The 25,919-nt window shown below is 54.7% G+C and carries 26 protein-coding genes and 6 pseudogenes; 19 read left to right on the forward strand and 13 right to left on the reverse strand.

The features are described 5' to 3' along the window. Positions 1–130 precede the first annotated feature (130 nt). Positions 131–988 (forward strand): hypothetical protein, encoded by an 858-nt coding sequence (locus tag C480_RS17920; RefSeq protein WP_152424089.1) that lies wholly within the window; start codon positions 131–133, stop codon positions 986–988. A 195-nt stretch (positions 989–1,183) separates the two neighbouring features. On the opposite strand, the gene C480_RS17925 is transcribed toward C480_RS17920, so the two are convergent. Next, positions 1,184–1,624: a hypothetical protein gene (locus C480_RS17925; protein WP_206537319.1), complete on the reverse strand. Its 441-nt coding sequence runs from the start codon at positions 1,622–1,624 to the stop codon at positions 1,184–1,186. A gap of 466 nt (positions 1,625–2,090) precedes the next feature. Here C480_RS17925 and C480_RS23545 point away from each other — a divergent pair, with 466 nt between their 5' ends. Continuing rightward, positions 2,091–2,252: a hypothetical protein gene (locus C480_RS23545; protein WP_161607021.1), complete on the forward strand. Its 162-nt coding sequence runs from the start codon at positions 2,091–2,093 to the stop codon at positions 2,250–2,252. Between the two features lie 203 nt (positions 2,253–2,455). On the opposite strand, the pseudogene C480_RS17935 reads toward C480_RS23545, so the two are convergent. After that, positions 2,456–2,737: pseudogene (locus C480_RS17935) on the reverse strand (transposase); the annotation flags it as partial. Further along, positions 2,733–3,580: pseudogene (locus C480_RS17940) on the reverse strand (IS630 family transposase); the annotation flags it as partial. The pseudogenes C480_RS17935 and C480_RS17940, both read right to left, overlap by 5 nt. A 114-nt stretch (positions 3,581–3,694) precedes the next feature. Between C480_RS17940 and C480_RS17945 the strand changes: the two are divergent. Continuing rightward, a complete protein-coding gene (locus tag C480_RS17945; protein WP_006667045.1) occupies positions 3,695–4,780 on the forward strand; it encodes an IS110 family RNA-guided transposase in 1,086 nt (361 codons plus the stop codon). A 425-nt stretch (positions 4,781–5,205) separates the two neighbouring features. On the opposite strand, the gene C480_RS17950 is transcribed toward C480_RS17945, so the two are convergent. Beyond that, a complete protein-coding gene (locus C480_RS17950) occupies positions 5,206–5,853 on the reverse strand; it encodes a hypothetical protein (protein WP_006667046.1) in 648 nt (215 codons plus the stop codon). 532 nt (positions 5,854–6,385) lie between these two features. Between C480_RS17950 and C480_RS24940 the strand changes: the two are divergent. Beyond that, a pseudogene (locus C480_RS24940) lies at positions 6,386–6,573 on the forward strand (IS110 family transposase); the annotation flags it as partial. Positions 6,574–6,706: 133 nt separating this feature from the next. Here the strand turns inward: C480_RS24940 and C480_RS17955 are convergent. Continuing rightward, a pseudogene (locus tag C480_RS17955) lies at positions 6,707–7,665 on the reverse strand (transposase). A 53-nt stretch (positions 7,666–7,718) separates the two neighbouring features. Between C480_RS17955 and C480_RS22420 the strand changes: the two are divergent. The 3 genes and pseudogenes from C480_RS22420 to C480_RS17980 form a co-directional block, all read left to right on the forward strand. Next, positions 7,719–8,759: pseudogene (locus C480_RS22420) on the forward strand (IS630 family transposase); the annotation flags it as partial. A gap of 368 nt (positions 8,760–9,127) precedes the next feature. Next, positions 9,128–9,331, forward strand: coding sequence for a hypothetical protein (locus C480_RS17970; protein ID WP_006667048.1), 204 nt, complete (start codon positions 9,128–9,130; stop codon positions 9,329–9,331). Between the two features lie 512 nt (positions 9,332–9,843). Further along, positions 9,844–10,191 carry an SWIM zinc finger family protein gene (locus C480_RS17980; RefSeq protein WP_006667050.1) on the forward strand — a complete coding sequence of 116 codons (348 nt, stop codon included), beginning with the start codon at positions 9,844–9,846 and terminating at the stop codon, positions 10,189–10,191. A 108-nt stretch (positions 10,192–10,299) separates the two neighbouring features. Here C480_RS17980 and C480_RS17985 read toward each other — a convergent pair whose 3' ends face one another. After that, a complete protein-coding gene (locus tag C480_RS17985) occupies positions 10,300–10,482 on the reverse strand; it encodes a hypothetical protein (protein ID WP_006667051.1) in 183 nt (60 codons plus the stop codon). Positions 10,483–10,742: 260 nt separating this feature from the next. Between C480_RS17985 and C480_RS17990 the strand changes: the two genes are divergently transcribed. The 10 genes from C480_RS17990 (at position 10,743) to C480_RS18030 (ending at position 17,040) form a co-directional block, all read left to right on the forward strand. After that, positions 10,743–11,387, forward strand: coding sequence for a hypothetical protein (locus tag C480_RS17990; protein ID WP_006667052.1), 645 nt, complete (start codon positions 10,743–10,745; stop codon positions 11,385–11,387). Further along, positions 11,387–11,851: a hypothetical protein gene (locus C480_RS17995; protein WP_006667053.1), complete on the forward strand. Its 465-nt coding sequence runs from the start codon at positions 11,387–11,389 to the stop codon at positions 11,849–11,851. The genes C480_RS17990 and C480_RS17995 overlap by 1 nt, the downstream gene beginning before the upstream one ends. Continuing rightward, positions 11,841–12,194 (forward strand): hypothetical protein, encoded by a 354-nt coding sequence (locus C480_RS18000; protein ID WP_006667054.1) that lies wholly within the window; start codon positions 11,841–11,843, stop codon positions 12,192–12,194. Before C480_RS17995 ends, C480_RS18000 begins: the two co-directional genes overlap by 11 nt. Before the next feature lie 378 nt (positions 12,195–12,572). Then, a complete protein-coding gene (locus C480_RS18005) occupies positions 12,573–12,875 on the forward strand; it encodes a ribbon-helix-helix domain-containing protein (RefSeq protein ID WP_006667055.1) in 303 nt (100 codons plus the stop codon). Next, positions 12,876–13,376 carry a hypothetical protein gene (locus tag C480_RS18010; protein ID WP_006667056.1) on the forward strand — a complete coding sequence of 167 codons (501 nt, stop codon included), beginning with the start codon at positions 12,876–12,878 and terminating at the stop codon, positions 13,374–13,376. A gap of 1,634 nt (positions 13,377–15,010) precedes the next feature. Next, positions 15,011–15,187, forward strand: a complete 177-nt coding sequence (locus C480_RS23905; protein ID WP_006667058.1) for a hypothetical protein — start codon at positions 15,011–15,013, stop codon at positions 15,185–15,187. Between the two features lie 2 nt (positions 15,188–15,189). Continuing rightward, complete coding sequence (locus tag C480_RS24945; RefSeq protein WP_006667059.1) at positions 15,190–15,354, forward strand: DUF7563 family protein; 165 nt, start codon at positions 15,190–15,192, stop codon at positions 15,352–15,354. Then, positions 15,344–15,598: a HalOD1 output domain-containing protein gene (locus C480_RS18020; protein ID WP_006667060.1), complete on the forward strand. Its 255-nt coding sequence runs from the start codon at positions 15,344–15,346 to the stop codon at positions 15,596–15,598. The genes C480_RS24945 and C480_RS18020 overlap by 11 nt, the downstream gene beginning before the upstream one ends. A 490-nt stretch (positions 15,599–16,088) precedes the next feature. Beyond that, a complete protein-coding gene (locus C480_RS18025) occupies positions 16,089–16,607 on the forward strand; it encodes a DUF7342 family protein (RefSeq protein ID WP_006667062.1) in 519 nt (172 codons plus the stop codon). Between the two features lie 88 nt (positions 16,608–16,695). Beyond that, complete coding sequence (locus C480_RS18030) at positions 16,696–17,040, forward strand: hypothetical protein (RefSeq protein WP_006667063.1); 345 nt, start codon at positions 16,696–16,698, stop codon at positions 17,038–17,040. Positions 17,041–17,500: 460 nt separating this feature from the next. Here the strand turns inward: C480_RS18030 and C480_RS18035 are convergent, their stop codons facing one another. Then, entirely contained in the window at positions 17,501–19,270 is a 1,770-nt protein-coding gene (locus C480_RS18035; protein ID WP_006667064.1) for a transposase, read from the reverse strand. Positions 19,271–19,587: 317 nt separating this feature from the next. On the opposite strand from C480_RS18035, the gene C480_RS18040 reads away from it, so the two are divergent. Then, entirely contained in the window at positions 19,588–20,124 is a 537-nt protein-coding gene (locus C480_RS18040) for a winged helix-turn-helix transcriptional regulator (protein WP_006667065.1), read from the forward strand. Between the two features lie 234 nt (positions 20,125–20,358). Here C480_RS18040 and C480_RS18045 read toward each other — a convergent pair whose 3' ends face one another. From C480_RS18045 to C480_RS18065, 5 genes are all read right to left on the reverse strand, one after another. Continuing rightward, positions 20,359–22,263, reverse strand: a complete 1,905-nt coding sequence (locus tag C480_RS18045; RefSeq protein ID WP_006667066.1) for a heavy metal translocating P-type ATPase — start codon at positions 22,261–22,263, stop codon at positions 20,359–20,361. Positions 22,264–22,335: 72 nt separating this feature from the next. Continuing rightward, complete coding sequence (locus tag C480_RS18050; RefSeq protein ID WP_006667067.1) at positions 22,336–23,085, reverse strand: helix-turn-helix domain-containing protein; 750 nt, start codon at positions 23,083–23,085, stop codon at positions 22,336–22,338. Between the two features lie 99 nt (positions 23,086–23,184). Beyond that, the gene (locus C480_RS18055) at positions 23,185–23,460 is read right to left on the reverse strand and encodes a hypothetical protein (protein ID WP_006667068.1); all 276 of its coding nucleotides are present in this window, start codon (positions 23,458–23,460) and stop codon (positions 23,185–23,187) included. A gap of 113 nt (positions 23,461–23,573) precedes the next feature. Beyond that, positions 23,574–23,873, reverse strand: coding sequence for a hypothetical protein (locus tag C480_RS18060; protein WP_049903945.1), 300 nt, complete (start codon positions 23,871–23,873; stop codon positions 23,574–23,576). 239 nt (positions 23,874–24,112) lie between these two features. After that, complete coding sequence (locus C480_RS18065; protein ID WP_049903947.1) at positions 24,113–24,496, reverse strand: hypothetical protein; 384 nt, start codon at positions 24,494–24,496, stop codon at positions 24,113–24,115. 551 nt (positions 24,497–25,047) lie between these two features. Here C480_RS18065 and C480_RS24950 point away from each other — a divergent pair. After that, a complete protein-coding gene (locus C480_RS24950; RefSeq protein ID WP_006667071.1) occupies positions 25,048–25,515 on the forward strand; it encodes a zinc finger domain-containing protein in 468 nt (155 codons plus the stop codon). A gap of 268 nt (positions 25,516–25,783) precedes the next feature. Here the strand turns inward: C480_RS24950 and C480_RS23170 are convergent. After that, a pseudogene (locus C480_RS23170) lies at positions 25,784–25,919 on the reverse strand (IS5/IS1182 family transposase); the annotation flags it as partial.

Raw genomic sequence — 25,919 nt, forward strand, 5'->3', positions numbered from 1 at the left:
AAAGCACTCGCTGAGCAGGTCTGCGAGCATTGTCCCAAACAAACTCAACGACCTGCTCACTTCTCAAACTGGCTTAACTAGACAGTGCCTGGTATCGAATGTTATCATTCCCAGGTTATTTTAGATTGCAATGTCGGAAGAAAATCAAGACGGCGAGTTCAACCGAAGAGACATACTCAAAACGAGTGCTATGACCGGTATCGCGTCGACCGGGTTAATTGGAGCTAGCGGAGTTGGGAGCGCCGACGACGACGGAGGATTGGGTGGCAGAAATATCGATGACTTCGACGTCGTCGATACAAATAAACTCTCCGAAAATGAAACCGACGACGCATTAGCGGTGGTGAAACGATCTGAAATCGGGAGTTCGTTCGTTGATGATGTCAAAGATAAACACGACCTAGAGGAGGCGGGAGCGTTTGCAACGCGTGCAATCACTACCGACGAATCAGTCAACGAGAAAAATCCGGTCGTCGTAATTCTCGGTCTCGAATCAAACGAAGAGGGTGATGAAACGGGGATAATCTATGCCGTTACCATCGACGACGAATCGGGTAGCCGTGACACAGCCATCGCTCGAGGTCTGGTAAATACCGAACGGGACACAGATTCAGGGGTGTTCGAAGTAGTTGATTATGCTCCAGATGGCGAAGACGGTGCAAAGAACACCGGTACGTACGAGTTGGAGCCATCGCCCGAGGACCTACCATCGTCCGAGAAATCATCATCATCCGAGAATTTGTCCACGCAGAGCTTCCACGACAACATCGGGCGAGAGACATGTATCGGGGTGATCATAACAGTCTGCGAGAGGTTCGGAGATAACGTTCAACGAACCCAGTGCGTGACCGTCTGTACCGCGGCTGGCCCTAGTGGTCCTGTCGGATATACAGCTTGCCTGGCGTTCTGTGCTGCCGCCGTAGAGGTTATCCAGCAGCACGGCTGCTCCGCCGGCGGATCCATACTCTGTGGCTATATCTTCGACTAACTGGCTGCTGCGAATGCCCCGGGATCCGTGCACGAGATTCGCGTCTATCGGTGGGAATCGGTCCAGAATACAGGCCGGTCAAGGAGTTACGACCGCCACTCAATAGTGGTGAGTGGCGGTCGGTTGGGCGAGAACGGTATAATCAGTCGATCTATACAGTGATGCCTCTCGGGAAGGGCAAGCACAGAGCGGGGTCTACAGCAATGCGCTCACCTTCCTCCGGAGGAACGCACGAAACCGCGGGGCGGTCACCCGCGGTTTCGTGCGAAACTCGATGACGTCGATCAACGTCTGAACGAGGAAATCCACAAGCAACCACAGATCGTACAGCAGGACTGCGAAGCCGAAGTGGAACAACCGAACAGAGAAGTTCGTCGACGTCGTCCACGGTGCGAACTCCTTGATCTTGCTATAGGCCGTTTTAATCCCGCCTCGGCGTCTGTAGCGATTGGTTTGCTTTTTCGTCAAGCACCGGTCAAGACCAATCTCGTCGTTTACGTCGAGATTGGTCGCAAATACCTGCACCTCGTCGCGGTCCTCGTCTGGCGGGAGTCCAGCCAGCGTTGTCTCGGCTCTTGTGTTGGGGACACCGTGTTTTACCGGCCCGTACACCGCGTGCTCGGATTTGACTGTCACTTGCTTTTGCTCTGTTGAATCGCCGGACGGCATCGGGGTGAATTCGGATATCTAGGGATTTTGGTGCCGTCTTGCGATTACCACCTCAGCCAGGAGATAATTCCATCCATAAAAATACAGCTCACAAACTCTCATATCTGTGTGCACCAGGTGCACACAGATTTACGTCCGTTATTTGCACTACTTGTCCAGGATGAAGTCTGTCTCTACATCATCCGTGATTAAGAATCAGAAGAGTTAGCCACTCTATCGGTGGGAAATCAATTATCAGTAAGATAATACTCCCGCCGTCTGGCGTTCAACAAGGCACTTGCTTTTGTCCCTCCACATCTTCATCCATGCGCGCGATGAACCGCTTGACGCGGTCATCGCGCGGTGCCGGGATCACGTAAAAAAGGTCTCGCTGTTCAAGCACCAAAAATACACCCGTGGCGTAGAATTCTCGATCAGCGTAGAGGCGCCGCGTATGAACCCGACAGACGTCGCTGACGTGGTCAACGAGTCAGCGAACAACGTCGCCGACTCGGTAACTCTTGTCCTCGCCAGGATAGCTCTCTGGATCGTGATAATCGGCGTGCCCAACTGGGAGCATCGCAGCTGCGAAGTGAACGTTGTCTTGCCTTGTTGAACGCAAGACGGCGTCGGGGTAGTGTCGATCATTCACGGTTTGACGACGTTAGAGACCGGTTCTTGGAGTCAGAAGATGCAGTAGCTGTCGCTTGCGGTGTTTGTCGGAGGGTCAGGATTATGATATCTTGTACCATTGTTCCAGTGACGACGGCGATGCCTCTCCCGGATACGTCCAGAGAAGAGGGAGCAGGCGGCGGGCCCTTAACTCGCCGCCTGCGTTAGGTTATGCACGATGCACTTGCGAGTCAGCTCCCGGAACTGGCCATGCCAGCTCCGGGAGCGAAGCTTCTCGCCGTCGTCGTCCTTTAACTGTGAGAAGCCTGTTTCACTCATCCACCGTTGATTATAGTTATCACCGTCCATTCGGGCGTTGTGCGCCTTCTGCAACGATGTCTGCTCTCTGTGCTTGATCAACGGTCGCGTTGACTCGGAGCGACACTCCTCACGGAAGTCGCTCCACGAGTAGTTTGCGTCAGCAGAGTTGATGTGCGCGCTTGCGCGTGTACGGGCAAATGTGCGATGAGAAGTTGTCTAAGACGAGCAGAATCCGCTTGCCCGGATTCTGCTCGCGGATTCCTTCAAGACACGCACAGATCTGTTCTTTCTCTTGATATTCGGGGAAACTCACCACACTCTCGCCATTGAGAGCGTAGAAGCCGACCGTTGGTTCGTCGTGACGAACCAGCGGTCGGGTGATGTGGGGATCATCGACGTAGTACAGCCGCTGAGAGTTGTCCCAGGGTTGTGGGTGTGAGGCATCGAAAAACCGAGGACGGTCACGCCATCCGTACAGATATCGTCGTCAACGACCCAGCCTTCCTCAGCATCATCATCTTGTTTGTTGTGTGGCTCATCGGGTCCATCCTCGTCAGCGTTTTCGGGTTTGGACGGACGCTTTGTCCGTGGAATCGCACGTGAGAGGCCAAGATTATCGAGGAACTCACTGAGGTAGACTGGATGGAACTCGATGTCGAATTCCTCATTGATGAGATGCTGTATCTCTTGTTTTTTCTATGGCTGGCCGTCGCGGAGAAGTTCGAGTAAGCGATCTTGCTCGTCTTCATCGAGCTTCGGGGGCGGTGCGCCCCCGAAGTTCGGGGTGAGTAGTCCGAGGCCACCTTCGTTCCAGCGCCGCGCCCACCGGCTCCCAGTAGTCGCTGACTTTCCGACTCGATCAGCTGCTTCCTCAAGCGTATCGCCCTTGTAGAGATTCTTAATGAACGTGAGACGCTTGCTGATTTTCTTGTTGTCAGTTTCAGCTAATAATCGGTCGAGATCGTCCTCACTGAGGTGAGTAACGATCTCTTTGCGTCGATCTCCACTCATCCTCCACAGTCATTAGCCTATGACCATAACTTCCCTTGATGACTAGAGCGGCAGTCGGGAAAGCCCGTATAGGTGAATCTCTGTTTCACGCACCACCGTCCCGAGGTGAACCCAATGTTCATCGGAATCGACGTACACAAACGGTACTCACAAATCGCAGTATTGGACCAAAACGGTGAGATCGTCGAAGAGGTTCGCGTCGAAAACGCGAACCTCGACGACTTTGCCCAGCAGTACGCTGGGTCCAAAGCCGCGCTTGAAGCGACCAGCAACTACTACCACATCCATGACACTCTTTCAGAGTATCTGGATGTGACCGTCGCTAACCCCGGCAAATTGAAGTTGATCTCCGACTCGGACAAGAAAACTGACCGCGTTGACGCGAAACAATTCGCTCGGATGGTTCGGTTAGGATCGATTCCTGAAAGCTACGTTCCAACTGACGAGGTTAGACAAGCCCGCGCACTTGTGCGCGGGCGCCAGAAGCTCGTCGAGAACCGGACCGAGTACGCGAACAAGATCCATAGCTTGTTGAGTGACCACGGGATCACTCAGGAGATGAAACCGCTGAGTGTGAAGGAACGAGAGTTCCTGCAGGAACTCTCGCTCCCGGCACCGTGGGATGCATTACTGGAGTCGTATCTGGAATTCATTCAGACACTCACTGAGCAGATTGAGTCGTTAGAAGCAGAGATCGAGGAGAGGGCTGGGTCTCTGAAGGAGACCCAGCTCCTGATGACGATTCCTGGTGTGAGTTACTTTATGGCGTTGACGATTTACGCGGAGTTGGGAGAGATCAACCGGTTTGATCGGGCCAAAGAGGTCGTAAGTTACGTTGGACTGAACCCGATAATCCGCGAGTCTGGCGACTCGCGGTTTGAGGGGAGCATCTCGAAGCGAGGATCAGGACGAGTCCGGTGGCTGCTCGTTCAAGCGTCATACTCTGCGGTACATACGTGCGAAGACGAGTACCTCAGCCGGTTTTACAACCGGTTAGCTCGAAAAAAGAACTCGAAAACAGCGATTGTAGCAACNGTACATACGTGCGAAGACGAGTACCTCAGCCGGTTTTACAACCGGTTAGCTCGAAAAAAGAACTCGAAAACAGCGATTGTAGCAACCGCCCGAAAGCTGCTGGTTTCAATGTATCACATGCTGGATCGTGAGGAGGTGTACGGCCCACCAGGGGTGAGTGCCTGAGCGCCGCCGGAGCGGCGCTCATTGGCCGGTTGGTGGCAGCGTGAGCGACTGCTCTCGCAAACAAGAAGTCCCCCGCCTGATGGCTGTTTCAGTAGCTATCGGTTCGCCGGTTGTCGGTTCTACGTTCGAAAACTACAGCAAGTCCTCGTCGCCCGAAGAATTATCTTGGCAAGCATGGTTTGGTCAGTCAGCAGGATTCCCATAGGTGAATAGGGGTACGGCGTCGGGGTAGGTGTGCTACAGTCGTAAACAAGAGGTCGAAGGACAACATCTCAGAAATTACTCTTCATTCTTACCACCAAGCCAGATAAGTACGCTATCTACAGCTACTAAACGAACCGGCGGACGCTACATTTTTCTCTCTTTGTGGGGCCGTAGAAAAACTATTCAACAGGACAGTTCACCAATCTCCTACGGAAGAGCGTCTACTGGAGTTCATCGAGTGAATGTTCGAAAAGACGCTCGCCACTATCAGCACAGGTAACGGCCAAGACATCGTGTGACTGGCAACAGGATTCGACAGTTTCCTCATTGAACTCGACCGCACCACTGTCACCAGGACATACTTCGAAGAACAACCGAAGACCGTTGAGTAGTTGTCCTTTCTCTTGTGGGTCATACTCCTTCCAGTCTGAGTCTATGGTTTCAATGACGGCTGCTGCCCCCAAATCGGTGATGAGAGCAGCACGGGAAGGCCATTTACCGATCACTCCCGAACCTTGATAGAGCACTTGTGCGTCACCATGGGTTTCGGTTTCGTATTTATCGTCCGTGGTATCAAAGCCAAATGCGTCGGCTGCTTGATCAGCAGAAATATCTTCGTCGTTGAATTGATCGATCTGTTCCGACCAGGCAGTCGAAAAGTCCTCAGTAAGACAGAGGTCATCTTCGTCCTTACAGGGTTCGAGAATTCCTAGGTCGAGGAAGTATGTTTCTAGTTCAATCTCTTGAGAATCTACATCGGTTGTGCCGACTGACTCAGTTGATGTCGATGGAGAGGTAGATCCTTCGATCTGAGTTTCTTTGGCAAACGAGTTATCTGGTTGATTGGTCGTTGCATCAAGTCCACTCATCACGGGCGGTTCCGCGGGCTCCTTCCCAAACCAGCGAAGAACTTCTGGAGGAAGATACTGTTTCGTTAGTGTGGGAGTCCCGGGTACGAGATAACCACGGAGATAAATGAGACCAAGGGATAGTGCGACAGCAATCGCGCTCCAAATCCGGGATTTACGGCTCAAGGCGAATCCGCCAATTATTGAAATCACGATGTTTAACACTGTACATGGCATACACCGATTCTCGCCGGTGTATTCTGGTTGCCGAAGAGCACTTACAATATTAATGTCCATTCCATAAGATAGTTATTCACAGATAACCATCTATTTTCCCATTTCGCTCTTGGGTAGAGAATCCATGAAAATCCCGCAGCTAAGGGCCTAGGCCGTGAACAAGGCACTAGGGACTGGCTGAGGCCGCCAACAATCCAGTGCGTCAAGCACGTGGTTAGAGAATGGTCCGAGTCCGTGACAAGACGCGGAATCTTGTGCCATTGAGCACGTATAGGATGATCTCTCGTTCACGCCACAGTCCCAACGGAGGCGTCCTATGTACCTCGGAATAGACACCTACACACACAATACTCGCAAGTTGCCGTCGTCGTCCACGACGGCAACTTGCAAGACGAGGTCCGCTTGCCAAACGATCGTCTTGACGAACTCGCCGAACAGTACGCCGGTGGCGAAGCTGTGATCGAAGCATCCGGTCACTACCGCCCAGTGTACGAGATGCTCGATAGTGACTCACAGAAGGTTTAGATGTACTCTGAGTCGGTGGCGTCATGACTGGTCAAGAGAAAGAGATCGTCCGCCACCTGAGTAAGGACGATTTCGACCGCTTGCTTACACAGAGCGTGTCATAGAATCCATCTCATAGCTTCTCACCGCCCGGAGCGTTTCCTCGCTCGTAGTGAGTGATAGCAACGACGAGTCGGAGGCAGAGCGCAACGAACACTTCCGTTCGTGCGTGGACGCGGCCTCGGGAGCGGACATGCCCGAGGCCGCAGTTCTTGACCGCGTCGTTGGTTCGTTCAACACCTGTTCGGTGCTTGTACGTCTCCTCTAAGATGGATTGTTTCGGCTGAACGTCCTCGCTGTGTTCCTCGATCCGGTCTTCGACCCTGAACTCGATATCTTTCGGGTCGCCAGTGTTTCGCGGATTGTACGGAGCAATTGGCACGACCCCTGCGGCCAGCAGGTGGTCGTGCCAATCGAGAATGTCGTAGGCGCTATCTCCAAGCATCCACGTCGGTTCTTCGACGGCGAGCGCGTCACGTGTGACGCGCATCGCCGTCTCCTGATCCGCTTGTTTAGCTTGTGTGAGTTCCGCTGCTATCGGGATCTTTGGGCCGGTAGAGACAATCGTACAGCCGAAGCCGTAGTAGTATTCTTCGGCTGTTGGATCGTAGTTCCACGACGCAGCGTCGTTGTATTGAATCGCCTCGATGTGAGTCGAATCGATAGAGTACATGGGGTCGAGCAGGCCGCAGATGGCGGCCTGCTCGACGAGCTTGTCGAAGACATCGTCAATAACGTGTTCGAGATCGGTGAGAAAGCGATCAACCGCGTCTCTGGATGGTGGTTTGTCGAGTCCGCAGTAGTACCAGACAAGGCCGTTCTGAAGTTCTCGTGTAACCGGACGCGTGCCGTAGACGTCCTCGTAGTAGCAGTGCAGAAAGCCACGAAAGAGATCTGGTGGCTGATGCACTCGTGTTCCAACAGAAACTCGAATTCAAGATGTTCGAACAGCGGTACTGTCTCGGTAGCCGCCGCATTCAAGCAGTCGTCTACCGAAGTCACGTTTTGCAGGGTGTTGGTACTGCTGGACACAGTTTCCAAACCCTGTGGCCTTCCTTGGGAGGCTTTCTATGACACGTTCTACACAGACAAATAACGAGAAGATGAGCAAGCGGCTCACCTTCATCAAACGGCTGTACAAGGGTGCGACGCTCGAAGACGCAGCCGATGATGTCGGAATGTCCCAGCCTACCGGGAGTCGCCGGACTGATCTCTGGAATGAAGGTGGTCTTGGTCAGTTGATGCCGAACTTCGGGGGCGGCAGGCCCCCGAAGCTCGACGATGACCAACGAGAGCGCCTCATCAAACTCCTTCGAGAAGGCGAACCGTGGAAAAAACAGGAGATACAGCACCTCCCGAACACTGAATCCGACATCAAGTACCATCCGAATTATCTTCCACGAGTGCTGGCCAACCTTGGCCTCTCGTACGCAATTCCACGGATAGAGCAGCTAGATCGACCAGATAACGCCGACAAGATCCTCGACGAACGCGTTGCAGACGCGTTCGACGAGGAGGGCCCTAAGAAGCCGCATAACAAACGCTCTGACGATAACAGTGGCGAAAACTAGCAAGTTGATGACGATATCTGTACAGACGGCGGCACAGCAATCGGCTTCTTTGATATCTCTTACCCGCAACCATGGGACAATTCCCAGCGCCTCTATACCGTCAGTGAGCCGACGATCACCCGGCCGCTGGTGAAAATCGATACATCAGCGGCCGGGTTCTATGCGCTTACTGGCGAGAGTGTTCTCCAGTTTCCCGCGGATCAGACGAAAGAGCAGATCTGTGAGTGTTTTCGACGGATGCGCGAGCAGAATCCCGGCAAGCGGATTCTGCTCGTCCTAGATAATTTCTCTTCACACATCTGTGCACACACGCGGAAACACGCTCACGAACTTGGAATAGATCTCATCTTTCTTCCGGTCGGTTCTCCACACCTCAATCCGATCGAATCCGTCTGGAAGAGTCTCAAATGGGAGTCGTCGCCACTCATCGAGGAGGGCGCGGTACTCATCCGCACCCTCCTCGATGAGATCTTCACGAAACTGACCGAACGGTTGAGCTTTGCGAGCTCGTGGATCAAGAATCATCTCGGCGAGTACATCCAAAAGTGGCGTTAGTTGCATATAATTCATATGTTGACGGGTTCGAAGTTGTGGATTCAAAAGACGGAACTCGGTATCGAATCGCGGGTGATAAATATGGTAACATAACCGGTTCAAACGCTGAGGCTCTGGTAACCACTAGGGCCGACTGTGATATGGGGGCATGTGTGACGTGCGGTCTGACACTTGGTGGTGGTTCGGCCACGTGTGGAACGGTCTGTAAGTACGTAGACCTGGCTGGCTGGCAAGGAAAAGCAGTATGTGCTGCCTGCCTCTTGGCTGCCGGTTATAAATCATCTGAAGATTGTACTAAATGCGGCCGATCATATGAATGAGAATAATTTAACCAATCCCTCCATCTTCCAAAAACTAGGTAAACTCACATGAGTTCTGATCTACTCGATATATCAGCCTGGGAGAGGTTAGCATTCACCGCAGCACTGATGGATATATATCTTCTCCTGGAGTTTTGGCGCATGTGGAGAGTGGGCCTTGGAAACATCAAAATTTCCGATTTCGGAATCGTGGTTGCTATTCTATTACTAAATGGTGTAGCTATCCACGCCTACATCCATAGAAATGAATAGTTGGCTTTGTTGAAATCCTTCAGCGAGCGCTAATCAAAACCGCACGACGGTAAGAGGATTTCAACAAAGCCTGATGCGTGGGTTCTAGCCCACCCACTCACCGCCTCCCACCCACCTCTAGGTTCCGGGCTGCTCGCTCGCTCTCTTCGAGTTCGCTGTGCTGCCGGGCTTTCCCTGTTGGTTCTCGTTCACTCTGGACAGCCGGTGGTGTTGTTCGATCCTCATGAGGAGTAGAGAGATCAAAAACGATGCAAACTGCCAGCCGGATCACGAACCCACTCGCCGTTGAGTTCACTACCGAACCAGATTCGACCGTCGAGCAATCCCGCTTCGGCGTATTCGACGCCCCTGAGTACACTAACACGAGCTGTGACTACTGCGGGAAGTTCGGGCTTGTTCCGACCCAGAGCTGTGAAACTTCCTGTGACCTCGACGTTCAACTGATCTGCTCAGAATGCGAGAGCGCGTAACTCGAGACGATCGACCAGTCTAACGGTAGTTACACCTGACCTATGTCAATATCACCATCAGCACATCCGATCGAACGTCTTGACCCGACTCAGCGGACGCTCCGACGCGCCCAGTACGAAGCCTTTGAGTTCGAACTTGTCGCGCAGGGTGTCCTCGTTCGCAACGCCAGCCACGCAAATCCCGAGGACCACGAGTACCTAGTGACGATCGAGGACGGCTTGCCGCACAGCTGTCCGTGTCCAGCAGACGAACACCACCAGGGTGCATGCAAACATCGGGTTGCAGTCGCGATCCGAACGCCCGTTCTCGAGGCTGCACGCAACGCACAGCGGATTCGCAAACTCGAGGACTGCGGGTTGCAGGCCACAGCGAATCCACCAGCACCGTGAGTTACCCCACGAGAGGGTGTCAGAGAACGATCCACATGACGTTCTTTTCACCCAACCTAGAGCGAACTATCTGTTCACTACAGTTGCGAACTTAACGCAGAAGAAGATCTATTCTTCAAACTTCTGCCCTATGGCATCAAATCCTATCATCAGAACAAAGAAGAGAGAGACGGACACTAACAGACCGAACCATTCAATCTCGTTCTGGAAGTAATCGAAGGCCAGAAAGACGATGAATACGACGAAAGCCTGTTCAACGCGGTCTCTTACTGTCCTTCCTACTATCTCCATAACATCCCTCTATTGACAGCCCACAATAACGTTCCGGGTAAGACCTGAAAGCGGAGTCTAATCCGGTGTGTGCTTCACCTGTACTTGCCGTTTGTCGGGTAGTCACAGAGAAAGGGTATAGGAACTTTTCTATGAGACCCAGCCACGAGGTGAAAATGACACCAAGTCGTGGGGTAACTTCGCCAGAGTCGACCAGCATCCGCACGAACGCACCGCACGTGGTGTTGTTCCACCCTCGAGAGGGGTGGAGGGTATCACAGATGTCACGAGCAGACGAGACGGCAGCACAGCCAACTGAGACACCCGATGAAGCGCAGTCTATCGGTGAGACAACGCCACTTCCACGACGGTTCCTCGCGACTGCCAGTGGGCCGGTCACTCGGATCACTGACTACGGTGACGAGACGACCGAGCGTGTTCACGCCGACATCTCAATCGAGTACTCGATCGAGACGCTCGAAGAGTTCGCTACGTTCTGGGGCTTCCGCGATTACCGCAGCTGGAAGCGAGCGGCTCTCGAAGCTCTCCTCGAGCGGCAGGAACCCGACGCTGTGACGTACGCCGTCGACGAGGACGACCTCGAAGCGTGGGACATTACGGTCGACGGACGTGTCGAAGCGTTCGCAGGGCTCGTCGAGACAATGGCCGATTACACAGGACGAGACCCCTCTTGCCGAGACGCAATCCCTCACCGGATTGCAGCTCGGATCAACGGTCTCACCGATGGTCGCCAGACGACTGACGACGTTCTCACGGAGTTCGCTGACGAACTTCGCCGGGCAGAGCTGTGGGGGCATGGAGCGCACCTCGCTCTTCTGAACGTCAAACACGCCCACCACGAGCCGATTGAACAGCAGGCCGCAACGCTTGCTCGCACTCTTAGTGACGACGGGGGTGAGGAGTAATGAGCGAGCAATCGATCAAACTTGGTGACGTCTGTTTGGATCTCGCACAGGGGCGACCAGTGCACGTGATCGCAGATACTGGCCAGACCGTAGCGGAGTGGTCCGAGGCAAACAACTACAATCTGCTCGATAATTACGGCAACTCACGATTCGACGCAACCAACGACGATCGCGTGTTCGATGTCGTCTACTGTTCGAGCCTGAAGTCCAGGCCCTCGAAAACCTATGCGTATCCGGAGTCGCGGCTTGGCCGCATCGAGAGCGAGGCAGCCGATGCTGGCCGTCAGGTCGCCGATCGTGTAGTCGTCACTGTCCTTGAAGAACTGTTCGAACAAGCAGCCACGGACGACGATGGAGCCGTGACCGTCCTCGAGCGCTGTGCAACTGACGTGGGATATGAGGATGAGGCCGCTGAAGCGCGTGAACTGGCTGAGGTCGACCGGATCATCGGAGGTGAGACGTGATGGTGGCAATCTGCTGGCGTACGTCGACGAGATTGACGCACCCGAAGACACGCTCACCGAATCGCAAGTGTGGGCGCTTCGCCAAGGCGTGCAGGCGGCGATCGATCGCGGTGACGAGAGTCTCTCACTCCCGTCGAGGGCGCTCTCACCGGGGCGATGGCATCATTGGGGCATCGGCGTCTCTGTCTGGCTCCACGACAGCGTCGTCGTCGTCCTCCAGAAGGATGGGAACACGATTGTGACCGATATCTCGATGCTCGAGCACGTTTCGCTGGTACTGGCTGGTGCTCATGGAAAGGTCGGCCAGATCACACGTGTGGACCCGAGCGAAGGCGAAACGTGAGATTCGGCTCCTTGGATTTCTCCATCGCACGCACCACAAAGGATAGGGCTGCATCGATCAGCGTCCGCACGAACGCACCGCACGTGGTGTTGTTCCACCCTTGAGAGGGATGGAGGGTTTCAGAGATGTCACGAGCAGGCGAAACGATTGAGGTGAATAACGATACCTCTTGAGAGGAGCCAAACGATGCTCTCCAGGTTCGGAGGCAGTAATTTGGAGCGACTCCAGCTACAGACAGAGTCCTCCCAAAATGGCGTTGGTGAACCCTTCGAAATGCGCCTGCCCCAACCGAACCGTATCGTGGGTTATATTTCGTCTGTCTCTATAGCAGTTCAGCTAGCATAATAGCTAAGTTCGTGTGTACGAATGTACACATATATGAGTTCGAGCAAACGAGTCCAGTTTCGAGCACCGGAGCAGTTAATCGAACAGGCGGACATCTTGGCAACGGCAGAAGACCGTGACCGAACGGACGTGATCATCGAAGCGCTTCGTGCATATCTGCGCGAATCATCCGAGAGCAACGATGTAAAGCGGGATATCGCTAACGCATATTACGATGGAACGATTCAGTATGAAGAGATGAAGGCAGTTCTTGGACCGAAAGAAGCCGAGAATCTTCGGCTTCTCAAAGGTCAGCTCGAAGACGACGAACTCGCAGAAGATGTCGCGAATCTGTAGATGGTAGTTGTCCCAGATACCTCGGCTCTCGTCAGCCTAGCAATTGCGAGCGACGAGAGCCCGATTGAGCTTCTATTTACGGAGTACAAGGTCCGAATTTCGCCAGAAGTTGTCGAAGAACTTGAGGAGATTGCTTCCTACGATGATACGCATGCAGAGGCGGCGACACGAGTGCTTAATCAACTGGACGAAAATCATATCCAGCAGCCGAGCGAGCAGCCGGAGTATCCACTCGATGAGGGAGAAACAGAGGCAATCGCGCTCGCGAACGAGACGAACGCAGAGATATTCTTGTGTGACGAGTACGGCGAACTCTCGACAGTGCATGCACTCCTTTCGAGCCCTCGTCTTCTGACAACACCAAAGATGATGGAAGCACTCGTTCTGCGGGGCGTGCTTTCAGCAGAGGATGCGCAAGCAGCGCTTTCAGAGATGGTAGATGAGCGAAGTTGGCGCAACAACTCGTACGTGACGCAGTTCCTTGCTCGGTTCTCGGAATAACAGCCAGACCTATTCCGATGAGCGATGGTAGAGTGAGAGAACGAGAAGGGGTTAGAGGGCGTGCACTCGGGCAAGTGAACTGCATAGCAGGATAACTAAGACTGATGAATTAATATCCGAACAACATGGAGATTGAATACTATCGAGCGCCGTGGCCATTGACCCGTCATGCTGATCACAGCGTGCAGATTCATTCTGAGCTAGCTGGTATCAATCCCGAGGTACACACCACATACGATCCACGTCGGCGTCATGAAATACCGCGCGTAGTTGTTCATCGAAACGCTTGGGAAGATCTTGTTTTCGAGGGCAGAGATGAGATTATCAACTCAATGCACCGTCTCACTGAGGAGGACGCTACGTACCAATATGTTGGCACTGAGTGGCGGACTGACGGNGGCAGAGATGAGATTATCAACTCAATGCACCGTCTCACTGAGGAGGACGCTACGTACCAATATGTTGGCACTGAGTGGCGGACTGACGGTGAAAACGGTCATAGACACCAATATCTGCTAATTGATGTCGATACTGACGAACGTGGCGTGACCCGTGAGACGATTCCGATCTCAAATCTTAAACTGGATGCTTCTCTATCGGCTCCAGATCTCGAGTTCCATCAAGCAACGCGACGACCTAATATTGAAGAACCTCTTGATGCTGCCTTCGTCACAGCTCACTATGGTACACTCAATGCTTACTTTCCAATTGACAGTGATTCGTATGTCCGGTTATTCTGGAATATAAACAACGAAAACAAACATTGGCGAATCGAGCAAGCCGATAGCATTCGTACTTTGGAATCAGAAATGGTCAATACTTACAAAGAACGAGTTATCTGGCGCTGTTCAGATTAATCCCTCTGTTATTTAGATAGTAAAAAGACGCGGTCGATGGCAACGACTACGTGATAAGCTCCGGGAAGAGTACGTAAGACAGTTGATCAAGCATTGGGAGGCCGTCCTTTCCGAGTTTGAGTAGCACGCTTAGCTCGCGTAGGAACGGACAAGGCCAAAGGAAAGCCCGGACTGGAGATGGTTGGGAGGCGCGCTCTGCGCGTGGAGCAGGATGGGAACAAGAGATAGGGGAGCAACGCGATGCTCGAGCACGTTTCACTGGTACTGGCTGGCGCCCGCGGAAAGGTGGAGCAAATTATACGTGTGGGTCCGAGCGAAGGCGAGGCGTGAAATTTGGCTTCTTGGACTCTCTCCATCGCACGCATCACAAAGGAGAGGACTGTATCGATTAGCGTCCGCACGAACGCACCGCACGTGGTGTTGTTCCACCCTCGAGAGGGATGGAGGGTTTGAACCGATGAACCAGTTCAGAACCATCGATCGGGTGGTACAGCGATCCGAATACGACGAAACCGACACGGGCCGAAAACTGCACCTGCGTGCGGAAGCCGAGATAACTGCTCGTACAGGGCAGGTGGTTCCCGACGGCGGAACCGTAGCCGCCGAGGCTATTCAGAGTGAGTCCGAGAAATCAACGTACACGCGGCATATCGAACCGCCAGAACAGGGCGGGAAGGCGTACGTCCGGTGTACGTACTGCGAACGCGAGCTGCTGGTTGAACTCGGTGGACGGGACAACCTGTCGCATGCGCCTGGCTGCCCGGAGCGTGAGTCACGATGAGTGAATCCGTCGACAGCTGGTCTGACGAACGAGTGCAAGCCGAACTCGAAGCAGTACTAGCCGATCTGCAAACACTCGAGGAGCATCTGGTCGAACCGTTGACCCTCGCAGATGCAATCGCCGAACTCGAGACGACGCGTGCGATGTACGAACATGCGGCTGTGGAGGTGTGACGATGCCTGAGTGTTCGAACTGTGGCGCGCACGTCACAGAACAGTACAAGCGGGTCTTTTCGGACAACACCGGAACGCTCCACGCCTGTCCGAACTGCCGGACCCAGCAGGCGAGATTGGCAGGAGCAGGGGCCGGGCTAGCGGAGGAGGTAAATCATGAATACTGAACACCTTGAATACGAGTGGTCGGAAACGCCGCCGAGCATCGCAATTATCGAAGCAATCGCGAGTCTCGAAAACTGCCCGTCAACCGAGCTGGGACCAACCCACGGGATCGTCTTGTCCGACACGATCGACCCTGAAGCGCTCGATCGATTCGTCACAACCGGCGAATCGGTGTCGGTCGCGTTCTCAGTCGGTGAGTATGACGTCAAACTCACCGAGAAGATGCTGCTCGTTCGCGCCACCTGAGACATGAACGCTCGATTAGCAGTGCAGTGAGTCGTGAGAACTGTTGACTCTGTCTTAGTCTCGATTGTACCATTTGGGTTCTCTGTAGCCCTCTGCGCTTCCAACGCGATCGACCGTGGTGTTGCTCACCCCCTCAGAGGGGTGGAGGGAACGTGTACAGACCGAAACGCGCTCTCCAAGACTGATCATCATGCCACTCCTATACGTATACGAACACACGTTCGACGAAGATGTATCCCACTCTGAACAGCCGCCTGTCGGAGACGGGGACAACGAGGAACAGATACTGCCCTACGATCGCCACAGTGCGAACGGCACCGCCGAGGAGGGACGGTCCTCACCATGACGATTGAGATTTAGAACACGATGGCGTGGGTGGCGGCGAGCGTGGGGTCGCAGATGGTTGGGGCGCACGGCGAGCGACTAGGACTTTGGGCGATATATTTTGTCCAGAGGAAGAAATATGTGTGTTAACCCCGTTGGTGGGAGTATGACAGACGATACCCGCCGCGACGGCCCGCCCCCGTTCGATAGACCGTTCGAAGGCGAGGACACGAAGCAGCGCGTGTACGGTGCGGTACTACACGCCCGAGAGCCGATGACGGCCGCCGAGATTGCCGAACGGGCGGACTGCTCGGAGGAGTCGGCGCGGACACACCTGTCCTTCTACGCCGACCTCGGCATCGTCATTCGGCACGAGGGTCGGCCGGTCAGGTACGAACGCAACAACGACTATTTCGAGTGGCGGCGGGTCAACAAGCTGGCGCGAGAGAACACTGTCGACGAGTTGCAGTCCCGTGTGTCGGAGTTGACCGACCAGATCGAGGAGTACCGCGGCGAATATGGGGTCGACTCGCCCGCCGAGGTCGATGTCCTCGAGTTCGACGCGGAGCAGGTTGACGACGTGTACGTGGAACTCGGTGATTGGGCCACCATCATCGAGGAGCGTCGCCTACACGAACGCGCCCGGAGAAAGGCCGCTGGCTCGACGGCCCCGTCGCACAGTTGAGATGGTGCCGGCGAATGACGGTGCGAGTCCCGCACCGATAGACCGGTCGGTGTTGGAGCGAATGCGTTCCCGATTTGTCGGGAGTCGTATGTTCGAGTCGGCGGCAATCGTCAAGGAAGAGAAGTTGCACCTCCGCGTCGAGCTGTCAAGTGACTACTACCCGAACGAGGCGTCTGCACGCTTTGAGATTCGCTGGTATCGCAACGACGACTTCAACTTCCACTACCAGGAGCAGCGGCGGGACAGCGACTGGAAGTGTCGATGGGATCGGCACCCAAACGCACACAACTCACGGGATCACTTCCATCCACCGCCGGCCGCTAGCCGCACCGACGCGGAGAACGCTCAGTGGCCGGACGATCACCGCGACGTGAGCCGCCTCGTCCTTGATCGCATCGAAGAGCGCATCGAGATGCTGTGGGAGCAGCAGTAGGCGGAGGCATTGCCGAACGTGTTGAGGAGATCCGTTCGAGAAGTGCGACTGTTATTTCTGTCAGGAGGGGACGCTAAGATTCGCCTGACTGGTTTTCTGAGTGAACAGACGTCTCGAGAGAGCGTTGTTCGACCCTCAGAGAGGGGTAGAGGGGCGAAGCGATCACTCGTCCCGACGAGGGAATCAGAAGCAGAAATCACTTCCAGCGCCCGCCACCGAACCGCCCTACGATGCCGGTCCCTCGGGTGCAATACTTGGGGGCGCCCTGGCCGTACGAGAAGCCAAACGAGGGAACACCGGCAGCTCAGGAGCCTGAGGAGATCGTGAGAGCAGAATAGGCGAGTGAACTACCAGTTAGATTACTATTGGGTCACGAATCGTCCGAAAACCGGGAGAAAACACCACTCAAAAAATACAGCTACCGCTCGCGGGAATTGGCTAACACAGAGGAAACAGCCGTTCAGTCAGGTGGGGTGAACAGGCAGAACGCGACCAGCTCGATAAGCTCTCCTGCAAGAATCGGTGGATGCTCACCGAGATCGGCATCCACTGCGTCTCGAAGGATGAAGTTCGCCATCCGCCACACATTGTACAGCAACGTCCCAATCACGAAGTACAGGAACCGAATCCGGTAATCCTTCGACGCTGACGTCGGCAGGAAGTGCTTCTTGATGGTCTTGTACTCGTTTTCGATCTCCATCCGCTGACTGTACTGGCCGAGCAACGCTTCCGTGCGGTGATGGTCAACGTGCTCGTTGATCGTGAACACCGCGTACTTGTCCTCGTCCTTCTTCGACGGCGTGTACACGTACGTAATGTCGTGCTCACGACCCTCGTATTCGTGCGTGCCGTGCCCGATCCAACTGTCGTACAGGTCGTGGTCGTTGATCTCCTTGATGTTCTTCTTATCGACCTTCGCGCGAGCGGACTTCCCGAGTACGTACAGCAGCCCACGCCGGTCGATAACGTCCCGCGTTTCCTTGCTACTGAAGCCACGGTCGAGGAACACCTTGTGAATGTCCACGTGCCGGGATGCCTGCTCTAACAAACTCTCTACGATGTCAGCGCGGGACGTTCGCTCAATGTCCCACCCCATTTCTTCTTCCCACTTCCGCTGGTCACGCACAGGTTCTACGCCGAGGACAATCGGTGTGTTCTCTGTGATAATCGTGATCGTGGCGAACTTGTACCCACGCTCATCGCTATTCTTGAGCCCGGACACCAAGTCCGGGTGGTCAGGATCTATCAGTTTCTCCTTCCCATCGATAGTTACCTTAATAGGTGTCTTGCCGGACTGACGGGCTTTCTTCTCAGATATGAACGGCGAAACATGGTAATTCCACGACGTGATGTCAATCGCCGCGTGAACCGGCTCCCTGAATCCTGCCTCAGCGTAGTCCTCATCGGTGAGTTCGTTCAGGATGTTTTCAACGCCTGCGTGGAATGGTTCGAGGACTTCGTCACGGATTCGCTTCCACTCCGGTTCCTGCTTCCCTGTCACGAATTCGTCGAACGTGAGTTGTGACTTCGGTTTAGCGACCTTCTTCATCGTGCGGTTGTGCGATGAACCGTGTGGGACGCTTTCACGTTCGCTGAGGCGGGCGAATCGACGTGATTTTGTCGTAGTCCCGGCACGCGACATATTCAGGTAGCCTTGCCGCTCGAAGTACGCTTCCAGTGGATACGTCGCGTTACTGGCGCGATCTGCGCTGAACTCGCGGAATCCAAGCTCAGTGGCGCGCTTCACCGCATCCATAATCTCCCCTTCGCTGACTCGGTCGTGCTGGACGTCTTCGGGGTCAAGCGCCGGTTCGTTCGTCCGGATAACATCGTGCTCGCTACACACCGTCCGAACGACTTCGGCAGCGTCTTTCAGGAGACGCCGTTCCGTCGCGTCGAACCGATTGCGCTTGTTATGACTGATGATCTGCTGTGAGATCGGCCGGTCGAAGCCGAGACGCAGATACACGTACGCAGCCCCTCGCAACCGACGAGCGAGTTCTGACTGGTTCAACTCACGCGCGTGCTTGTAGAGGAACAACCGCACCATCGGCTCCAGATCAAACTTCGCACGTCCGGGGTTCTCGTACCCACTGAACCACTCGCCATCAATTTCGAGGTTCGTGATGACCCGAGTGATATGGTCGTAGATGTGGCACAAGTCCTCCGTCTGCTCCTCGATGGAGTCCAGGATTTCATCACGGTGGTCCTGGTCGTCGGTAGCTGTCACTGACACCACCACCGTAGAACACGTCCCTGCTGAGTAACACCGGAGTGAACGGGCATCCACGCGTGGCTCCCGAACTGCATCCGGAGCGTCACCGAGCCGGGCAGGGAACCGAGCATGGCGTGCCAAAGTGTTACTTTCAATCGAAGCATATTCTCGCAGGTGCGGTTTCCGAATTTCCAGATTAACGTACGTACTACCTGTTTGTAGTCGAGGATCGCACAGCAAAATTCGGAAACGACTTGTGTTCAGAACGAAGCGCAGTTTAATTCGAATTGACCTTCGGTTTCTAAGAGGGCTCACACGAAATGATGCGGTGAATGCCCGACTCGGAGTCGATTAGTGATTTCCTTCAGAAACGCGGCGCACTCGGCATTCTCACACTTCTCTCAATGGAAGACGGGCAGCGATTCAGTGACTTAGACGAGCAACTCACGATCAGCTCATCAACTCTCACTCGTCGTCTCACTGAAGCACATGGCCTCGGTCTCGTTATTCCTGGGATGAATCCTGAAGAAACCAGTGTCAACAACGAGTACCGAATCACAACGCGTGGAAAGCGTGTCGCCCGACGAATGGAGAATCAGGGCCTCAGCCACGCTGTTCGGACGATCCTCGATTACCAGCAGGACGTAGAAACCGAACTACCTAATTTACTCAACTGGGTCGAAGCTCACGACGAGGAATTAGCACAGCTAGATGACCAGACACCGTATCAAGACCCGTTTGGGGAGTCAGTGGTTGACACCGGAGATGAACCGGAATACGACGATGAGTTCATGGTCGAGGAGGGTTTCGGCAGAGTCGAACAGTGGGGTACTGACCCGGATGAGGAAGAAGACGAGGCGAACGAGTAGCTTCTTTGGGCAACCGGCCTGGGATTGGTTTCACTCCCGATCTACACTAAGTTGCGAATCTACTTCAGGACCACTCAAAGTGACGAACTCTCCCGCTTCAGCACAATTGGGGCAGAAGGGGAGATCGTCTGCGTTGCCATCCCAATCAACGCCATCCCGACACCGGTAACACCGGACAGGCCGATTCAAGCATAGTATCCTTCGACCAATACCATCCCGAGTACACCTGCTCCTCTAACCTCGTCTCACCCGAAGTCCATTCCCGATGGCCAGCAGTTCGGAGCCTTCGTGGGCGACCACTGCAAGGGCGATCCCGATCAGACCGAGCAGCGCACCAGGGATGAGTACGGCCAACACGAGCAGCGAGAACACGATGTTCTGACGGCTAATCCCCTGTGCACGCTTGCCGAGCCGAAGCGCGTATGTTACCTTCGTAATATCATCCGCCATCAGGGCGATGTCAGCAGCCTCAATCGCAGCATCTGTTCCCGCCGTCCCCATAGCAATGCCGACCGTGGCTTGGGCCAATGCTGGTGCATCATTGATCCCGTCGCCGACCATCCCGACTGCTTCGTACTTCTTCGTGAGTTCCTTGACAGCCTCGACCTTTTCTTCCGGTTTCAGGTCCGCTCGGACATCGTCAATCCCGAGTTCTGCAGCGATTGCTTGCGCCGTTTCTTCGTTGTCTCCTGTGAGCATGAGAACCTCAACGCCCATCTCATGGAGGTCACGAATGATGTCTTTCGCCTCCGGTCGCGGTTCATCACGGAGCGCGATGACTCCCATGATTCGGTCAGGTGTTCCAACAAGCACGACGGTCTTCCCCTCGTTTCGAAGGTCTTCAACCTCTGAAAACCCTTCTACGTCGAGGTCGAACCGCTCGAAAAGCCCTGGCTTCCCCACATAGACGGTTTCCTCCATGAGTTGGGCTTGCGCGCCGTAGCCGGTGATCGAGCTGAACTCAGACACCTCGGTCTGTTCGAGTCCGCGTTCACCCGCAGCGTTCATGATCGCCTCCCCAAGGTGGTGTTCAGAGTACTGCTCAACGCTTGCTGCCTGTCTAAGCACGTCGTCTTCGGTGCCCTCAAACGCAACGACGTCCGTAACCACTGGTTCCCCCCGCGTGAGGGTTCCAGTCTTGTCGAAGGCGATGGCCTCGATTTTCCCGAGGTTTTCGAGGTGGATACCTCCCTTGACGAGCACGCCTTCACGGCCAGCGCGCCCGATCCCGGACGCGATGGCGATGGGCGTGGACATGACCAGGGCACATGGTGCGGCGGCGACGAGGAGCACGATTGCGCGTCGTGCCCAGTAGTCCGGCAGCGCGATAACGAACGGTGCTATCATGAGTCCGAGGGCAGCGAGGAGAACAATCGGCGAGTAGACGCCGCCAAATCTTTCGATGAACAGTTGGGACTTCCCCTTTTCTTCCTGCGCTTCCTCGACGAGGTGGATCATCTTCGAGAGCGTGTTGTCCTCGAAGGTGGTGGTCGCTTCAATGTCGATCACTCCCTCTTGATTCACGGTGCCAGCGAACACCTGGTCACCCTCTTGTTTATCGACGGCGGTGGATTCGCCGGTGACCGCTGCCTGATCCACCGTGGAGCGGCCATCGACGACGCGCCCGTCAGTCGGGATGGATTCGCCAGGTTTGACGCGAAACAGATCCCCGATGTCGAGTTCTCGTGCTGGGACCATTTGCGTGGTTCCATCTGTGATGAGGCGTGCTTCTTCGGGCGCGAGATCGAGCAGGCTTCGAATCGAGGCGCGGGTCCGTGCGAACGTGTATTCCTCGACGCCTTCCGCAGCGCCATACAGAATGACGAGGAACGCTGCTTCCTCCCACAACCCGAGCGCGACTGCGCCACCGGTCGCGGCTAACATCAGAATCTCAATATCGATTTCGTACTCACCAACTAGCTCTTCGAAGCCTTCTTGTGCCCAGTGGAAGCCACCGAGCAGCATCGACACTGCGTACAGGCCATTTTCGGCCAGCAATGGGAGGTAGTCGAAGAGGCTGAGTCCAAAGGTGAGAATCGCTATCGCGGCTGCGATGAGCGCATTTCGAATCGGTGGGAAGAGGTACCACGGTCCGCTCCACTGTGCGTGGCTTTCCTCCGGGTCGTCCGAATCTCTCATATCCGTAAAGTGGGAGGACTGGTAGAATAAAGGTTGATTTGGAATATTCTAAAGCGAGTTAGAGCACGCCAATCACGAGGTTGGGACTGAGTCTGGAACCGAATCGTGATTCATGTACTGATTGATGATTTCGGCTTCAGCGCGTCGCACACGGTATGTGAGCGTTGACCGCGGCACGCCGAGTTCCTCGGCAAGTTCACCAAGATCAATCTCCCGAGGCGTTTTGTAAAAGCCATGTTCAACAGCAGCGGTTAATGCCTCGCGCTGTTCACGGCTCAGTATATCATCCTCAGCGGTGAACGTGGTAGTATTCGTTGCTGAAAGCCCCGTCAGCCGGTTGATGTCTACATTAACATCAGCCGAAAGTTCTGCGTCTAAGGCATCAAAGAACCGGTGGATATCGGCGTCTTCAGGATGAATGATTCGCCAGGTGTGCCGGCGCTGTTCATGCTGTGTTTCGAAGAGCAATCCATCACCGAGATGCTCAAGTGCGAGGTGCGGGATGGAGGTACAAACGGGTGTTCGTTGCCAGTACGTGTAAAGGACGAGCGTGTCGTCTGTCTCATCGAGAACCTCTGTTTCGGATTCCGCCCCACACGGTTCAGTAGCAAGACAGTCTGCGTAGTAGTCAGCAGTGAGAAACGCGTCTCCGATAGCCGAGAGAGCGTCCGGTGAGCCAGTTGCATGGTCAACGCGCCAGAGGCTGTCTGCTGTGGCATGGAGAGACAGCGACCGGACCCGAGCATCGGGGAAGTCAGCCAACGTATCTGCAAGCGTGTTCCACCCCGGATCGTAATCAAGGGCGAAAACGAGTTCTCTCATACTCGGTTGAAGGGGACCCATCGATAAAATGCGCCGGACTTCTATCCGGTATAGGCCCTTCGTCGCCCTTCAAATGGGGAATGACCGCGTGCAGGCTCGTTAGATCGGGTCATCTGGGTCGTGAGTTTCTGCCATTCGCTCGGCTTCGGCTGCGTACTGTTCGCGTTCAGCTTCATCCTCGACAGCACCCAAGTTGTCTGGATTAACATCCAGTGCAGCGGTCGTATCGCGCATATCCGTGAAGCTCGTCAGTGCACGCTCTTTTCTGAAGTATTTCTCGCCATCCGGGGTGGCGTAGACGAGGATAATCAGGTTCTGTTCGTCGTCAGAATACGTTCGCTCGACCAACCAGACACGCTCCGTGTCGTCTTCCATGGCTAATTTTAGACGCACTGGCCTGATAGGACTTCAGTTGGAATATTCCGAGACCGTGTTAAGAAGGAAGAATCCCTCGCGTTCGAATCAGCTATTCACTACGATTTGAGAGACTAGACGGTAGAAAGATTTTCCGATGTATCAAGAAGATCTCTCGCCCGCTCTGCGGACGCGTCAAACATCTCTGCTTGCAATGGAGGCCATTCCTCACCCTGTTCATCAAACTGTTCCCGTAAACGTGAAACAGGCTCCTCCCAGTACGACGTTCCTAAAGTCCGTACATCACCATCTCGACTCTCCACTCGCTCGATAAGCGCTAAATCAGCAATCGCCTCGAAGTCCTCGAACGACTCTTCGTACTCGCGCGAAGGAGAATGAAAATCCATCGCCGGTTCCCGGAGCCGATACTTCATCTGGGATCTGATGAATTCTTCCTTGTCTTCGCGTGATAAACCTCTCCCGAACTCTGTTTGAGAGTGAGCTGAGCAGACTAATCTCAATTATGTTAGCAAGCTAGTGGTTTGTAGAAATCCAAACTGCGAAGTTGGGTTGATAGATGTCTCTGGCCATTGGTCTGCGTCTACCATCCCCTAAGTGGATTACTGAGCTTCGCGTGACCATTCCAGCTGAGGAGAGATACCAACTCACCGTTCTATTCTTCATTACTATGCGTCTGAAACGCGTCGTCACCCATAAGCAAGCAGATCATCGGTACTGACTCGTCCCGGACAAAATGGATCTTCTCCGCTGCCCACTGTTCGATGCGATCCACGACGGGCGGCGGTAGCGTAGTCGCACCGTCGCTGTCGAGCAGAGACTGTCCCAGCTCTGTGAACCGAGAATCGGCATCGTAGACCGACCGGTGCCTCGTGACCACGAGAGCATCCCGATCTGTCCATTCACCCCAAAAAATGAGATCGCCACGGGTCACGGCATCGAACGCAGTCGACGACACGGTTGGTGGGAACGTGCCAACAGCCGGGTTCTCTGCATCTCGTTCAAGGAGACCGGTCGAGTACGAATCATCCGTGCCCATGCCACGAGTCACGGTAACAACATCCATAATTCTACAGGCAAACGAACAAACTATGGCTTCGAATGACGCTCCTCAGTCTGGGGATCGTGTGCGGTTGCATACGGCTCGTGTGGCTCCAGGGAGGCGCCACTGAATTCAATAAATCCATCACACCAGAGGCAGACACTGAACAAAACCGGCAGCCCTACCGAATTATATGTTGACTGAAAGACTGGTGTCTCCTTTTCACAGTACGGACATGGCATGAGTTCAGCACCACTATCCAGCATCTCTTTCCCGACGCCATGGTTGAGTCTGTACCAGCGGACCACGTTCTGAATGATCCTCATGGGTCCTCAATACATCTACGTAGCGTGCAGTCGTAATACTTTGTCCACTGCTAGCAATAAGCATGAAAATAACCGTAAAATAGTACTCACGAAGTAGGTTCAGCCTCCGCGTAGAGCGATGAGACCGGCAGTTCACGATCGATTCGGAAGCGTGAGCGAGATCGGTCTGGGACGACGCGAGTACGACCGATGTGTTGTTCGACGGTCTCGAGGGCTGAAACCATGGAACAAACCATTGACTCCGTGACAGCAGCCGCAACGTGCGAAGATTGTGGCGTTGCTCAACCGTACCATCCGGTTCTGACGGTCGAGTGCCCGTCCTGTGGAGCGAAACCAGGGCGAAAGTGCAAGCGACCGAGTGGGCATCGCATCCGGCAGCCGCACGCCGATCGGATCAACGCTGCGTACGAGGCTGGCTACACAAAGTGTCCGTGCAAGACCGACAACGCCGTGATCTGCGCCGGATCGACCGTTCCTGCAGACGTCCCGTTCGACACCGATGCGGTGACGATCGAGGAGACGGACAATGAGGAGCCACTCGATCCAGATGCGCTCCCGATACTTCCCTGTTCACTCGGTGCCGAAGGTCTTCCCCCAATTGGAGCGTCGATGCCGTCGCGACGCTCATCGGCAAGGTCGAGTGCAGACAGCACCCAACAAACATTCTCAGAATTCAGTGATTGCGAGTGACCGAGAAGAGTGGAGCGTCGTTTGGCGAACGCCCGCTGCACAGCGCATTCGGGACTATGGACGAGAGAGAAGAGTCAACTCATCGCCTCGACGATAGAAAAGCAAAACATACGGAAAGCGCGGGTGAGGTGCCTCTGACAGCTCTGATCCTCCACATGTATATTAAAAAGCACACTACGTTACGACCGTGTTCTCGCTGCTTTCTGTCTCTCGATTCCTCGTACCCACACTCGGCTTGGTGAGAGCAGAGGGTGTCATAGAAGAGTTCTCACACCGTGATCACGGTGCTTCCTGGATTGTCTCCTCGTTCGTAGTTGGTGATTGCGACGACGAGGCGAAGACACAGTGCGAGGAACACCTGCGCTCGTGCGTGGACGCGGCCTCGGGCGCGAACGTGCCCGAGG

This window comes from Natrialba aegyptia DSM 13077, from assembly GCF_000337535.1.
In the GTDB taxonomy this organism is placed as follows: Archaea; Halobacteriota; Halobacteria; order Halobacteriales; family Natrialbaceae; genus Natrialba; species Natrialba aegyptia.

Excerpts from the sequence above, each read along its gene's own strand:
- C480_RS18010 (WP_006667056.1), top strand. The coding sequence starts at position 12,876 with ATGGTAGTTGTCCCAGATACCTCGGCTCTCGTCAGCCTAGCAATTGCG.
- C480_RS17995 (WP_006667053.1), top strand. The coding sequence starts at position 11,387 with ATGAGCGAGCAATCGATCAAACTTGGTGACGTCTGTTTGGATCTCGCA.
- C480_RS17990 (WP_006667052.1), top strand. The coding sequence starts at position 10,743 with ATGTCACGAGCAGACGAGACGGCAGCACAGCCAACTGAGACACCCGAT.
- C480_RS18050 (WP_006667067.1), bottom strand. The coding sequence starts at position 23,085 with ATGAGAGAACTCGTTTTCGCCCTTGATTACGATCCGGGGTGGAACACG.
- C480_RS17970 (WP_006667048.1), top strand. The coding sequence starts at position 9,128 with ATGAGTTCTGATCTACTCGATATATCAGCCTGGGAGAGGTTAGCATTC.
- C480_RS24950 (WP_006667071.1), top strand. The coding sequence starts at position 25,048 with ATGGAACAAACCATTGACTCCGTGACAGCAGCCGCAACGTGCGAAGAT.
- C480_RS18020 (WP_006667060.1), top strand. The coding sequence starts at position 15,344 with ATGAATACTGAACACCTTGAATACGAGTGGTCGGAAACGCCGCCGAGC.
- C480_RS17985 (WP_006667051.1), bottom strand. The coding sequence starts at position 10,482 with ATGGAGATAGTAGGAAGGACAGTAAGAGACCGCGTTGAACAGGCTTTC.
- C480_RS18030 (WP_006667063.1), top strand. The coding sequence starts at position 16,696 with ATGTTCGAGTCGGCGGCAATCGTCAAGGAAGAGAAGTTGCACCTCCGC.
- C480_RS18040 (WP_006667065.1), top strand. The coding sequence starts at position 19,588 with ATGCCCGACTCGGAGTCGATTAGTGATTTCCTTCAGAAACGCGGCGCA.
- C480_RS17980 (WP_006667050.1), top strand. The coding sequence starts at position 9,844 with ATGTCAATATCACCATCAGCACATCCGATCGAACGTCTTGACCCGACT.
- C480_RS17920 (WP_152424089.1), top strand. The coding sequence starts at position 131 with ATGTCGGAAGAAAATCAAGACGGCGAGTTCAACCGAAGAGACATACTC.
- C480_RS18060 (WP_049903945.1), bottom strand. The coding sequence starts at position 23,873 with ATGAAGTATCGGCTCCGGGAACCGGCGATGGATTTTCATTCTCCTTCG.
- C480_RS18005 (WP_006667055.1), top strand. The coding sequence starts at position 12,573 with ATGAGTTCGAGCAAACGAGTCCAGTTTCGAGCACCGGAGCAGTTAATC.
- C480_RS23545 (WP_161607021.1), top strand. The coding sequence starts at position 2,091 with ATGAACCCGACAGACGTCGCTGACGTGGTCAACGAGTCAGCGAACAAC.
- C480_RS18025 (WP_006667062.1), top strand. The coding sequence starts at position 16,089 with ATGACAGACGATACCCGCCGCGACGGCCCGCCCCCGTTCGATAGACCG.
- C480_RS17950 (WP_006667046.1), bottom strand. The coding sequence starts at position 5,853 with ATGAGTGGACTTGATGCAACGACCAATCAACCAGATAACTCGTTTGCC.
- C480_RS18045 (WP_006667066.1), bottom strand. The coding sequence starts at position 22,263 with ATGAGAGATTCGGACGACCCGGAGGAAAGCCACGCACAGTGGAGCGGA.
- C480_RS18065 (WP_049903947.1), bottom strand. The coding sequence starts at position 24,496 with ATGGGCACGGATGATTCGTACTCGACCGGTCTCCTTGAACGAGATGCA.
- C480_RS24945 (WP_006667059.1), top strand. The coding sequence starts at position 15,190 with ATGCCTGAGTGTTCGAACTGTGGCGCGCACGTCACAGAACAGTACAAG.
- C480_RS18055 (WP_006667068.1), bottom strand. The coding sequence starts at position 23,460 with ATGGAAGACGACACGGAGCGTGTCTGGTTGGTCGAGCGAACGTATTCT.
- C480_RS23905 (WP_006667058.1), top strand. The coding sequence starts at position 15,011 with ATGAGTGAATCCGTCGACAGCTGGTCTGACGAACGAGTGCAAGCCGAA.